Raw genomic sequence first — 12,970 nt, 5'->3', positions numbered from 1 at the left:
GGGTCCCTGCCCAGCCTGGTCCGCGCTACCCGAGCCCAGCCCAGGTCGTGATCAAGTAGTGCGCGATCGAGACTTCCATCGGCAGCGTCATGAGTGCCGGCTCGTCGGCTGTGCCCAGATCGACCCGCGCGCCCGCTAGCAGCTCGCGGACCTCGCGGCGGGTGAACCAGCGGGCCTCGGTGATCTCGGCCGGGTCGACCTTCAGGGTCTGCGCCGGATCCGCCACCGCCGAGTACGCCAGCATCAGTGAGCCCGGGAACGGCCACGCCTGGCTCGCCACGTAGTCGATCCGGTCCAGCGCGATGCCGACCTCTTCCGCGACCTCGCGGGTCACCGCAGCCTCGGCCGACTCCCCTGGCTCGACATAGCCCGCCAGGCACGAGAAGCGCCGGAAGCCCGGCTGCTTCGGCCACGTCGCGTTGTTGCCGAGCAGGCAGCGGCCCTCCGGACCCGCGACACCGTCGGTTACCAGGACGATCATCGCGGGATCCGTGCGCGGCCAGGTCTGGTTGCCCGAAGCGTCCACCCGCGACCAGCCGGCGTCGCCGATCGTGGTCGGCTGGCCGGTCCGCTCCGAGAAACGGCTGCGGGCGTGCCAGTTGAGGATCGCCATCGCCGTGGTGAGCAGGCCCGCGTCCCGATCGCTGAGCTGGTGGCCCACGTCGCGCAGGTTTGCCGGGCGGGTGCCCGGCACCGTGGGCAGCGGCCCGTCGACCGCGAACACCGGCACCCCGTCGGGCTCCACGCCGAGCAGAACAGCCGACGCGCGATCCACATCGGACGTGTCGTCGACGATCAGCGACAGCACGGCACCGACCGCGGCGTCGGCCGCGTCGCCGGTCACCAGGTCACGGAACAGCGCGGTGCCGGCCGACGAGTCGACCCGCAGCAGCCGGGCGGACGGCCACACCGATTCGAGCCAGTGCGGGTCCGACCGACGGTGCCCCGCCCGGTCGAGCGTCGCCCGGGCGAGGGGCGGTGCGGCGGTCATTCCAGCTCCACCTCACGCAGCGTGGCCACCGGCGCCTCGATCTTCGAGGCGTCGCCGAGGATCACGGTCACGGCGCCGGACGGTGCGAGGTACTTCGCGGCCGCGGCGGCTACGTCGTCGCGCGTCGCGGTGCGGAGCTGCTCGGTGTATTCGGACAGGAAGTCCAACCGCAGGCCCGCTCCGGCGTACGTGGTGGCAAGCGCGGCGATCCCGCCCTGGGTCGAGACCCCGAGCATCAGCGTGCCGAGGATGTACTGGCGCGCCTGCTCCAGCTCTTCCTCACCGGGCGGCAGGGTGGCCATCCGGCCCAGCTCGTACACCGTCTCCAGCAATGCCGGGCCGGTCACGTCGGTGGCGACCTCGGCCGAGAGCAGCACCACGGACCCGGCGGCCGAGTGGTCGATCACCGAGTGCGGCCCGTACGTGTAGCCCTTGTCCTCGCGGATGTTCTCGACCCAGCGGGACGAGAAGTAGCCGCCGAAGACCAGGTTGGCGAGCTGGAGCGCGGCGTGGTCCGGGTGGGTCCGGGGCACGGCGGGCAGCGCCATGCGCAGCGACGACTGCACCGAGTCGGGCCGGTCGACCAGCAAGACCGGGCCGGGCTCGGGCTGGGGCGCCGCCGGCAGCGTGACGTCCTTGCCGCCACCGTTCCACGAGCCGAGCACCGCCTCGGCGGTGTCCAGGGCCCGCTTGGGCTGGAAGTCGCCGACGAGCACGAGCGTCGCGCCGGCGGGGTGCACCCGCTCGGCGTGCAGCGCCCGAAGTTGGGCCGGCCGGACCGCGCGCACCTGCTCCGGCTCCGGGGTCTGCACCGCGTACGGGTGCCGACCGTAGAGCCGCTGCAACAGTGCCTCGCGGGCCAGGTGGGCGGGCTGGCTCTTGGCGACCTGGATGTGGTCGACCAGCCGGTCCCGCTCGGTAGAGACCTCATCGCTGGGGTACGCCGCCCCGTCCAGCACCTCGCCGAGGATCTCCAGGATCCGGGTGAGGCCGGCGGCCAGGCTGTTGCCGCTGATCATCAGCCGGTCCGGGTCGACCGACGCGGACAGGCCGCCGCCGACTGACTGGAGCTCGGCCGCGATCTCCACGGTGGACAGCTCGGCCGTGCCGGAGAACAGCGTCTGCCCCAGCATCGCGCCGCGGGCGAGGTTGGCCTTGGCGAACGGCATCCGCAGTCGGACCTCGACCAGCGGCACCGCCGGCCGGCGGATCGCGATCACGGTCAGGCCGTTGGTCAGCCGCCGCTCGGACTCGTTCGGCAGCTTGATCGGCGCCGCCGGCAGGAGGGCCGGCAACGTCCGCTTGGTGTCGCTCACTTTCCGCCTCCGGGGATGACCTCGATCGACGCCCGGCGCTGCGGGGTCAGGGTGGCCGCGGCCGCGCGGACCTGCTCCGTGGTGACCTCGCCGATCAGTCGCGGCAGGTCGTTGATCAGCTCAGGCTCGCCGCGCTGCTCTTCGAGCACGGCGATCCGCAGTGCCCGGCCCAGCACCGCGTCGGTGTCACGTAGCAGGTGGGTCGCCATGCGGGCCTGCACCCGGCCGAGCTCGGCGGCGGTAAGGCCGTCGGTGGCCAGCCGTTCGAGCTCCTCGTCGGCGGTGCGCAGGACCTTGTCGACGTCGCCGCCCGGTGGCAGGTGGAACTGGAGCAGCGCGGCGGTCGGGTCGCGCACCTCGAACGGCTCACCCATGAACCCGAGGTAGCCGCCGAGGCTCGTGACCGTGCGGTCGCGCAGCACCAGGCGCTCGACCAGCCGGGACGCGTCGCCGTCGGTGAGCACCTCGGCCAGCACCACGAAGGGCAGGTAGCCGGTGAAGTCGTCGATCGGGTTCGGCACCCGCCAGGCGGACGCGACCGCGGGCAGCGGGGCCAGGCGGTCGGTGTACGACTCGCGTCGCTCGCTGGTCAGGTCGGGCTCGTCGAAGTCGGGGCGGGCCGGCGCGGGCCGGGCCGGCACGTCGCCGAAGTGCCGCTTGATCATCTCGGTGGCCTCGGCGACGTCGAGGTCACCGGCGACCGAGAGGACCGCGTTGCCGCAGGCGTAGTAGCGCTCGAAGAACTCGGCCGCGTCGGCGACCGTGGCGCTCTCCAGGTCTGCGAACGACCCGTACCCGTCGTGCGCGTTCGGGAACGTGTCGAACATGACCGGCGGCAGCGTCAGCCAGGGGAAGCCGCCGTACGGCCGGTTGAGCACGTTGACCCGGATCTCTTCCTTGACCACGTCGACCTGGTTGCGCAGGTTCTCCTCGGTCAGGCGGGGACCGCGCATCCGGTCGGCCTCGAGGAACAGCGCCCGCTCGAGCGCGCCGGACGGCAGCGTCTCGAAGTAGTCGGTGTAGTCGAGGTGGGTCGAGCCGTTGAAGGTGCCGCCGGCACCCTGGACGTGCCGGAAGTGGGCGAGCTTCTCGAGGTTCTCCGAGCCCTGGAACATCAGGTGTTCGAAGAGGTGCGCGAAGCCGGTGCGCCCCTCGGGCTCACTGCGGATGCCGACGTCGTAGACGACCGCCACGCCGACCACGGGCGCACTGCGATCGGGCGCCAACACCACGCGCAGGCCGTTGTCGAGCGTGAACCGCTCGACCGGATATTTGGTCGCCGGGATCTTTATTCTGCGGGCCACAGGGCCGAGGTTAGCGCGCTCTTGTGCGAACCCGACGTTCAGACCGGCCGCATTCCAGCCAACGCGTCGTTCGCCACCCAGTCCCACTGGCGGTGCGTCTCCGGCACCGACACGTAGAGCACCGCCGCCGTCGGCTTGCCGACATCGACGCAGGCCAGCGCCACGAGCTCGCTCTTGGCCCGCAGGCCGGGCGAGCTGAACCGCAGGCGGAACACCGTCACCCAGGCCGGTCGTCCACCGAGGACGGTCCGCTCGTCGCGGATCAGCTCCTGCTCGTTGGGCTGCGGGTAGTAATTGGCCCGGGCATCGGCGGCCACCTGCCGGCCGACGCACTCCAGGTCGAAGGTGAACGCGTCGTTGGTCGCCGCCGGCACCGCGCCGGACAGCACCGAGGCGTGGTAGTCGCTGCGGCCGTCGTACGCGGGTTCGGTGACGAAGTGCTGCCCGACCCGGTAGGGCACCTGAAGGTCACCCGCGTTCCACACGGTGTTCCACGTTTCCCACGGTGGACCGTAGGACGGGTAGGAGATCCCGGCCACCTCGTCGACGGTCCGGGTGCCGGCCGGCGCGGGCGCGGTCGTCCGCGGTGCCGCCGTGTTGGGCACGTCCGGCGGCGGCGGACAGGCCCGGGCCAGCGGCGGACGCGCGTCGGTCGGGGCATCGGGACGCCGGCTCAGGTCTGGACGCGACGCGACCACCGCGACCAGGCCGGTCAGCACGATCAACGCCGCCGCGCCCGCGAACCACCACAGCCGCCGGCGGGGACCGCGCGGCTCGTCCGGTGGCGGTGGCGGTAGATCAGAAGGGGGTGGGCCGAGCCGGGTCACTGCCCCCGCGGGGAAGCGTTCGGCGTTCGGCATACACCTAGTGAAGCATCCGAGGCACCATGGAGGGCGTGTTGCCCGTGCCGCTCGCCCTCCGCCTGCGCGACGCCGGCCTGCGCTGGAAGCCCGCTTCGGGCGACCGCTTCGCCGTCCCCGACCGCGACCTCGACGACGAGGTCTTCGTGCTCAGCAACATGGTCATCGCGGTGCACGAGTCGCCCGACGGCCCGGTGATCGGCTTCAACGGCACGACCGAGTGGGCGATGGACGACCTCGAGCAGAGCGAGGCGATCTGGCTGCCCCGCGAGGACCAGCTCCGTGAGCTGCTCGGTGGGACGTTCCACATGCTGGAACGCACGAGCGGCGGCTATCGCGTCGAGCTCACCGTCGGCGACCGGCCGCTGGTGTGCGAGGCGGCCACCGCGGAGGAGGCGTACGGCGGTGCACTGCTGGACCTGATCAGATTGGGCGTCGACTGAGAAGGAGCGCGATGAAGTTCCGGAAGTCCGCGGAGACGATCAGCCCGGAGTTGGTGGACCTGCGTCGGCGACTGCACCGGCGGCCGGAGGTGGGTCTGCACCTGCCCGAGACGCAGGCGACCGTGCTCGCCGAGCTGGCCGACCTGCCGCTGGAGGTCACCACCGGCCGCGCGCTCAGCTCGGTCGTCGCGGTGCTGCGCGGCGGCCGGCCCGGTCCGGCGGTGCTGCTGCGCGGCGACATGGACGCGCTGCCGGTGACCGAGCAGACCGGCCTGCCGTACGCGTCGACGGTCCCGGGCGCGATGCACGCCTGCGGCCACGACCTGCACACGGCGATCGTGGTCGGCGCGGCCCGGCTGCTCAGCGCCGTGCGTGACGAGCTGCCGGGCGATGTCATCTTCATGTTCCAGCCGGCCGAGGAGGGCCCGGGAGGCGCCGAGCCGATGCTGGCGGAAGGTGTGCTCTCGGCGGCCGGCGACCCGCCCGTGGCCGCGTATTGCCTGCACGTGTCCGCTGTCTTCCCGCGCGGGATGATCTTCGGCCGGCGCGGCGTCTTCGGTGCCGCGCACGACACCTGCAAGGTGCGCGTGCTCGGCTCCGGTGGACACGGCTCGACCCCGTTCCGCACGCGCGACCCGATCCCGGCGGCCTGCGAGATGGTCCTCGCGCTGCAGACCATGGTGACCCGCGGCTTCGACGTCTTCGACCCGGTCGTGCTCACCGTCGGCCAGTTCCACGCCGGCACGGTCGACAACGTCATCCCGTCGACCGCCGAGTTCTCCGCATCGCTGCGCTCGTTCTCCACGCCGGCCCGGGAGAAGCTGGTCCGCCGCACCGCCGAGGTCGTCCGCGGCATCGCCACGGCACACGGTCTCGACGTCGAGGTGGACTTCGAGCGGGGCTATCCCGCGGTGGTCAACGACGTCGCCGAGGCCGAGTTCGCCGCCGCCACCGCGGCCGAGGTCTTCGGCCAGCAGCGCTACCAGTGGCTGGTGAACCCGAAGACCGGTTCGGAGGACATGTCGTTCGTGCTGGAGAAGGTGCCCGGCGCTTACCTCAACCTCGGCGCCTGCCCGCCGGAGCTGGACCCGGCCACCGCACCGTCCAACCACTCCGCCGACGCACTGTTCGACGACGCGGTCGTGGCCGACGGCAGCGCGCTGCTGGCCTCGCTCGCGTTCGGCCGGCTAGCTCTGGTCTCCGACGGCTCCGACGGTGGGCAGGGCGGTGACCAGGGCCGCTAGCCCGTCGGCGTCGAGCAGGTCGACCGGGCGGACCGTCTCACTGTCGCGGACATAGTGGAACGCCGCCCGGACCCGCTCGACCGGGACGCCGGCCAGGTGGGCCCAGGCCAGCCGGTAGGCGGCGAGCTGGATCGCGGCCGCGCGCGCGTCGGCGCCGGCCGGGGGGCGACCGGTCTTCCAGTCCACCACGTCGAACCGGCCGCCCGGCTCGGCGAAGACCGCGTCCATCCGGCCACGCAGGACCACGCCGCCGACCGCGGTCGCGAACGGCACCTCGACCTCGATCGGCGTGCGGTCGGCCCATTCGCTGGCCAGGAACAGCTCCTGCAGCTCGGCCAGGGCCTCGTCGGGCGCGGCGTCCTCGTCGGCGGCACCGGGCAGCTCGTCGACGTCGAGCAGCCGGACCGCGCCGAACCGCTGCTCCAGCCAGGTGTGGAAGGCGGTGCCCCGGCGGGCGTACGGGTCGGGCCGGGAGGGCATCGGCCGGCGCAGCGACCGGGCCAGCGCCTGCGGGTCCCGTTGCAGCAGCACGAGCTGCGAGACGGTCAGGTGGCCGGGCAGCACGACCTCCAGCGGACCCGGGCCGCGGACGAGCTTGTCGCGCTCGGCGATCAGCAGGTCGACCTCGCGCCGCCAGCGCGCGGCGTCGTCGGCGGCCGCCGGGTCGAGCAGCACGTCGGCGGCGGCGGGCTCGGTCATCAGGCGTCGCACCAGGGTCGCCGCCTCGGTCATCCCCGGTCGGCGCGGGCCGAGCGGGTCGCCGGGCCACTGCGCGCTGGGTGTCTCCTCGACCGTCGGGTTGGACTCGCCGGCCGGCTCCGGCGCCCACTCGTCGACCATCCCACTGCCCGCGAGGCAGGCGTCGTGCACCTCGACGAGGAACCGCGAGGGGCCGCGGGGGCGCTTGACGCCCTCGCCCCACCAGTAGCCGGAGCAGAGCAGCAGCCGCCTCGGTCGGGTGACGGCCACGTACGCCAGTCGGCGTTCCTCGCGCTCGTCGTGCGCCTTCCACTCCTCGTTGAACTCGCTCAGCGCGGTCATCACCTCGCGCTGGTCGCCCGTGTCGTCGATCGGGAACCTCGGCAGCCCGCCGGCGTCACCGCGCAGCGGGAACGGCAGCACACCGAGGCCGTGCAGATAGTGGTCGGACGCACGGGCGGTGCCGGGCCAGACGCCGCGGGCCAGCCCGGCGACCGCGACCACGTCCCACTCCAGGCCCTTGGCCGCGTGCGCGGTGAGCACCTGGACCGCGCCCTCGACCACCTCGACCTCGCCCGGCTCCAGGCCGCGCTCCTCGTCCTCGGCGGCGGTGAGGTAGGCGAGGAAGCCGGGCAGCGCCCCACCGTCGCTGTCGCGGGCGAAGCGGGCGGCCACGTCGCCGAGCGCGTCGAGGTGGCCGCGGGCCAGGCCGGCGTCGCCGCCCCGGCCGCCCGTGCCGGCCCGCACCGCGACCTCGACGTCGAGCCCGATGGTGCGCTCGACGTCGGCGATCAGGTCGGGCAGCGGCTGGTCGATCCGGTAGCGGAGCAGGGCCAGTTCGTTGCCGTACGCGCGCAGCCGGGCATAACCCTCGGCCGAGTAGAGCTGGGCCGGGCCGAGGTCGGCCAGCGCCTCGACCAGGGTGGCTTCGTCGAGTGCGTCCGGGACGACGGTCTCCTCGTCCGGCTGGGCCAGGTCGCGCCGGGCGCCCGCGATCGAGCGGGACCGCCGGTGCAGCGCCACCAGGTCACGCGGGCCGATCCGCCAGCGGGCTCCGGTGAGCAGGCGCAGCAGCGAGGCGCCGTCGGTCGGGTCGGCGAGCACCCGCAGCGTGCAGACCACGTCGCGGACCTCGGGCGTGTCCAGCAGGCCGCCCAGGCCGACGACCTCGACCGGCAGGCCTCGGGAGCGCAGCGCGTTCTCGATCGCCGGGATCTGCGAGCGGACCCGGACGAGCACCGCGGTGGTCGGGCGGCGCTCCAGCGGGATGTGCTCGGGCAGCGCGTCGGCCATCCTGGCCGCACCCCGCCAGGCGGCGAGCACGCTGTCGGCGATCCAGGCGGCCTCGTCGCCGACGGTCGGCAACAGCGCACAGTGGACGGTCTTCCGGCCGCGGATGGGATCGTCGACGCTGTACGCCGGGGCCAGCTCGGCCACCTGGGCGCCGGCCGCGCGCAGCGGCGCGGAAAGCTGGTTGGCGACGCCGAGGATCTCCGGCCGGTTGCGCCAGCTCGTGGTCAGGGTGAGCGACCGGGCCGGCTTGCCGTCGGCGCGGGCGAACTCGTGCGGGAACCGCTCCAGCGTGCCCGCGCTGGCACCGCGCCAGCCGTAGATGGACTGGCACGGGTCGCCCACCGCGGTCACCGGGTGGCCGGCGCCGAACAGCGAGCGCAGCAGCACCACCTGGGCGTGGCTGGTGTCCTGGAACTCGTCGAGCAGCACGATCGGATAGCGGGCCCGCTCGACCGCGCCCACGTCGGCGTGGTCGCGGGCCACCCGGGCGGCGCGGGCCATCTGGTCGCCGAAGTCCATCGCCTCAAAGTCGATCTTGCGCTTATCGTACGCGCGGACCATCGGCAGCAGCGCCAGCCGGGCCTGCTGGGTGCCCAGCGCCTTCTTCACGTCGGCGTAGACCCGGCCGGGCCGGCCCTGCACCTCGGCGAAGAACCGTCCGGTCCAGCCGGCCAGCTCGTCGGGGGTGACCAGGTGCTCGGCCAGCTCGCCGGACAGGGCCAGGACCGCGTCGGTGACCGTGCTGGCCGCCCGCTCCACATCGGACATGTCGCCGTCGTAGTTGCGCACGATCAGGTCGACGATCTGCCAGCGGGACGCCTCGGTGAGCAGGCGGGTCGCCGGCTCGTAGCCCGAGCGCAGGCCGTGCTCGGTGACCACCCGGGCGGCGTACGAGTGATAGGTCGAGATGGTCGCCTCGCCGGACAGGTCACCGGCCCGGCCGAGCCGGCGGACGAGCTGGCCCAGTCGCATCCGCACCCGGTGGGCCAGCTCGCCGGCCGCCTTGCGGGTGAAGGTGAGGCCGAGGATCTGGTCGGGCGTGGCGTAGCCGTTGGCGACCAGCCAGACCACCCGGGCCGCCATCGTCTCGGTCTTGCCCGAGCCGGCGCCGGCGACGACCAGCAGCGGCTCGACCGGAGCGGCGATGATCGCGGACTGCTCGGGAGTCGGCGCGTAACGCATCCCGAGCAACTTCGCGAGCTCGACCGGCGTGTAACGAGGCCCGGCCGAGGCAACCTTTCGAGGTGCGGGCGCGGTAGTGAAGAGTGACGGTTGGGTCATGATGACGGCGGCTCCACGACCTGGCGTCCCTTGCCCGAGATCGGGCAGCTCGTGCGCACCGGGCAGACCCGGCAGCGGCTGTTGGCGATCGCGTTGAACGTCGACGCCGCCATCGTGTCGGCGGTGCGCCGCACCAGCTCCTGCGCCCAGCCCGGGTCCTCGTGCTCCGCCAGCGACGGCTGGACCTGCTCCTTGGCCGCCTTGGCGGTGGTGCCGAGCTGCACCAGGGCGGCGCCACCGGAGTCGGCCCCGTGCTCGTCGAACGCTCCCGCCTGGACGGCCGCCTGGTAAGCGGCGAGCTGCGGGTGCTCGGCGAGGTCGTCGGCGGTCGACGTGCTGCGGCCGGTCTTGAGGTCGACCACGACCAGCCGCCCGTCGGCATCGACCTCGAGCCGGTCGACCCGGCCGCGCAGCTCGACCTGGTGCGTCGGGTTGTCGAGCCGGACCGCGAACTCCTGCTCGATGGCCAGCAGCCGGCGGGGGTTGGCGGCGAGCCAGACCAGCAGCTTGTCGACCATCGCCTCGGCGCGCTCGCGCTCGGGGCCGGCCAGCCAGCGGGCGGCCAGGTCGATCGCGTCGAACCGGGCGGCCACGTATTCGATCAGGCGCTCCCGGTCGGCGGCGGCGCTCTCCGCCAGCATGGCCGCCGCGTGCACCAGGTTGCCGATGCCCTGCGCGGCGCTGGCCGGTGCCGCGCCGCCGTGCCGTTCGAGCAGCCAGCGCAGGCTGCACCGCAGCGCGCTCTCCATGGTGGACGGGGTGACCCGGACGGTCTCGCCGGCCTCGGCGAGCGGACGATCGTCGGAGAGCGGGCGCAGGCCCCACCAGTCGTCGGGGTGCGCGCCCGGCACACCGGCGGCGGCCAGGCGGGCGAGCTCGCCCGCGGCGGCGTGCCGGTTGCTCGCCGACGCGCCCGGGTCGGTGGCCGCGGTGCGCAGCTCCGCCACGAGCGCGGGCAGGGTCATCGCCCGCGGCGGCCGGGCCAGCGGCAGCTCGTCGGGGTCGTCGCCGGCACGCGGCCGGACCACCACCGGTGCCGGCGCGCCACCGCCGGGCGGTGCGACCTCGGGCCACTCGTCATCGGGCCAGATCACCCGGCCGTCGTCGTCGACCGGCAGGTCGTCAGGATCGGGCGGCAGGTCACCGTCTCCGTCGTCATCGGGCTCGTCCGGGTCCCCCGGCTCGTCGGGACCCGGGTCGTCAGGGTCCGGGCCGCCGTCGGCGGCGGGCGGCGCCGCACCGCCGTCGCCGCTCGGACCGAGCAGCTCGTGCAGGAACCGGCTGGGCTGCTCCTCGTGGTCGGCGCCACCGACCGCGGACGAGTTGACCGCCGAGACCAGCAGCCGCCGCCGCGCGCGGGTGACCGCCACGTAGAACAGCCGGCGCTCCTCGTCGAGCAGCGCGGACGCCTGGCCGACCAGCGATGCCGCCACGCCGGTCTCGTCGGCGCGCCCGGACACCACGTCGACCAGTCGCTCCGAGCCGAGCAGGGTGCCGCGCAGCCGCAGGTCGGGCCAGATGCCCTCCTGCACGCCGGCCACCGCGACCAGATCCCACTCGAGCCCCTTGGCCGCGTGCGCGGTCAGCAGCCGGACCGCCTCGCCCCGGTCGGCGCTCGGCGCGATCGTGTCGGCCGGCAACTGCTGGCCGAAGACGTGGTCGAGGAAGACCTCGGTGCGCGCGCCTGGCAGCCGGTCGACGAACCGGGCGGCCGCGTCGAACAGCACCACGGCCGCGTCGAGGTCGCGGTCGGCGGCGGCGGCCCGCCAGCGCGGACCGTTGTCGGGCTCCCCGGTGGCGCGGCCGGCGCGGATGATGGCGCCGTACCACCGGTCGCCGAGCCCGGTCGCCCGCCAGAGTGCCCAGAGCACGTCTTCGGCGGTGCTCGCCGGCTCGGCGGCGGCGTCGCGGGCGACGGCCAGGAGCCGGGCGACGGACTTGGCCGGGGCCGCCCAGCGCCGCTCGACCGCGGCCAGCTCGGCGGGGTCACGCAACGCCTCGACCAGCAGCTCGCCGGAAGGCCGCCGGTCGCCGGCGGCGAGGGCGAGCGTGCGCAGCCCCTGGCGCAGCCGGCGCTCGGCCAGCGGGTCGGCGCCGCCCAGTGGCGAGTGCAGCAGCGCGACCGCCGCCTCCTCGTCGAGCCGGGCCGGCTCGAGCGCGCACCGCAGCAGCAGCAGGAGCGGGGCGACCGCCGGTTGCTGGTGCAGCGGCAGGTCTTCGGCGTGGACCACGGTCGGCACGCCGGACGAGTGCAGGGCGCGCTGGAGCGCGGGGAGCTGGAGGGTGGTCGACCGCATCATGACCGCCATGCGCGACCAGGGCACCCCTTCGAGCAGGTGCGCCTCGCGCAGCGCGTGCGCGAGGAAGGCGGCCTCGCTGGTGCGGGAGCGGAAGGTGCGCACCTCGACCAGGCCCGGCGGCGCGTCCGGCGACGGCAGTGCGCGGCGGTGCCCGACCGGCCCGCGCAGCCGGCGCGCCACGCGGCCGGTGGCCTCGAACAGCGGCCCGCTGGACCGGTAATCCGTGCGCAGCGTCACGGTGCGCGCGACCGCCCCGGAAGCGGTGCGGAACCGGTGCGGGAACGTGGTCACCCCGGCCGGGTCGGCGCCACGGAAGGCGAACGTCGACGAGTCGGGGTCGGCGAACGCGACCAGCGGCAGGCCTCCACCGGCGATCCGGTGCAGCAGGTCGAGCTGCGCCGGGTCGGTGTCGGCCAACTCGTCGACGTAGACGATGTCGAGCCGCCCCCGTTCGGCGGCGAGCAGCTCCGGGTCGTCATCGAGCAGCCCGGTGGCGGCCCGCACGAGCTCGGCGGCGTCGTAGGCGACCGAACCGCGGGTGGTCACGTCACGCAGCGCCAGCACGGCCACGTATTCGCGCAGGAAGCGCGCCGCCGCCGGCCAGTCGTCGCGACCCAGCCGCTCGCCGAGCCGGGCCAACTCGACCGGCCCGATCCCCCGCTCGGCGGCGCGCATCAGCAGGTCGCGTAGCTGCTCGGCGAAGGCCCGGGTGCGCAGCGCCGGCCGCAGGTGCAACGGCCAGCCGATCGGGTCGTCCTCGCCGTCGGGACCGACCACGTCGAGCAGCTCGCGGATCACCAGATCCTGCTCGGGCCCGGTGAGCAGCCGCGGCGACGGCTCACCGCGCAGCGCGGCGGCCCGCCGGAGCATGCCGAACGCATACGCAGGGAAGGTCCGGACCAACGGCTCGTGCACGACGCGCCCGTCACCGGCCGCGATCCGCGCCTCGATCCGGTCACGCAACGCACCGGCGCCGCGCCGGCTGAAGGTCAGCACCAGCACTCGCTCGGGGTCGACGCCGGACGCGACCCGGGCTGCCACGGCCTCGACGAGCGTGCTGGTCTTGCCGGTGCCGGGACCACCCAGCACGAGCAACGGCCCGTCGGCGTGCGCGACGACATTGGCCTGCAAAGGGTCGGGCCGGGCAGCCCGAGGCTCCTGCGGCGTGGGCGCCCGGCGAACCAGCCGGTACGCCTGCATGCCGCCCATCGAACCACGCCGGTCCGACAAGCCACACCG

Annotated in this window: 8 protein-coding genes; 2 read left to right on the top strand and 6 right to left on the bottom strand. The window is 74.2% G+C overall.

The annotated features are described in order from the left end of the window. Positions 1 to 25 precede the first annotated feature (25 nt). Genes nudC through BLV39_RS16100 form a run of 4 tightly spaced genes read right to left on the bottom strand, consistent with a single transcriptional unit; the run spans position 26 to position 4,471 of the window. Positions 26 to 991, bottom strand: coding sequence for an NAD(+) diphosphatase (gene nudC, locus BLV39_RS16115; protein WP_090792502.1), 966 nt, complete (start codon positions 989 to 991; stop codon positions 26 to 28). Continuing rightward, on the bottom strand, positions 988 to 2,307 hold the full coding sequence (locus BLV39_RS16110) for a M16 family metallopeptidase (protein ID WP_090792499.1): 1,320 nt from the start codon (positions 2,305 to 2,307) through the stop codon (positions 988 to 990). Before BLV39_RS16110 ends, nudC begins: the two co-directional genes overlap by 4 nt. Continuing rightward, positions 2,304 to 3,611, bottom strand: a complete 1,308-nt coding sequence (locus tag BLV39_RS16105) for a M16 family metallopeptidase (RefSeq protein ID WP_090792497.1) — start codon at positions 3,609 to 3,611, stop codon at positions 2,304 to 2,306. Before BLV39_RS16105 ends, BLV39_RS16110 begins: the two co-directional genes overlap by 4 nt. Positions 3,612 to 3,649: 38 nt before the next feature. After that, positions 3,650 to 4,471 (bottom strand): hypothetical protein, encoded by an 822-nt coding sequence (locus BLV39_RS16100; RefSeq protein ID WP_090792494.1) that lies wholly within the window; start codon positions 4,469 to 4,471, stop codon positions 3,650 to 3,652. 35 nt (positions 4,472 to 4,506) lie between these two features. On the opposite strand from BLV39_RS16100, the gene BLV39_RS16095 reads away from it, so the two are divergent. Further along, positions 4,507 to 4,914 (top strand): pilus assembly protein CpaE, encoded by a 408-nt coding sequence (locus BLV39_RS16095; RefSeq protein ID WP_090797383.1) that lies wholly within the window; start codon positions 4,507 to 4,509, stop codon positions 4,912 to 4,914. A gap of 11 nt (positions 4,915 to 4,925) precedes the next feature. Next, positions 4,926 to 6,158, top strand: a complete 1,233-nt coding sequence (locus tag BLV39_RS16090) for a M20 metallopeptidase family protein (protein WP_090792491.1) — start codon at positions 4,926 to 4,928, stop codon at positions 6,156 to 6,158. Here BLV39_RS16090 and BLV39_RS16085 read toward each other — a convergent pair. Then, positions 6,102 to 9,431, bottom strand: a complete 3,330-nt coding sequence (locus BLV39_RS16085) for an ATP-dependent helicase (protein WP_090792488.1) — start codon at positions 9,429 to 9,431, stop codon at positions 6,102 to 6,104. The two genes, BLV39_RS16090 and BLV39_RS16085, sit on opposite strands and share 57 nt — an antisense overlap. Next, complete coding sequence (locus BLV39_RS16080; RefSeq protein WP_239083610.1) at positions 9,428 to 12,931, bottom strand: ATP-dependent helicase; 3,504 nt, start codon at positions 12,929 to 12,931, stop codon at positions 9,428 to 9,430. Before BLV39_RS16080 ends, BLV39_RS16085 begins: the two co-directional genes overlap by 4 nt. Between the last annotated feature and the right edge of the window lie 39 nt (positions 12,932 to 12,970).

This window comes from Asanoa ishikariensis, assembly GCF_900107455.1.
Taxonomy (GTDB): Bacteria; Actinomycetota; Actinomycetes; order Mycobacteriales; family Micromonosporaceae; genus Asanoa; species Asanoa ishikariensis.
The sequence above is the reverse complement of the archived record's forward strand: the minus strand, read 5'-3'. Positions and strand labels throughout refer to the sequence as shown.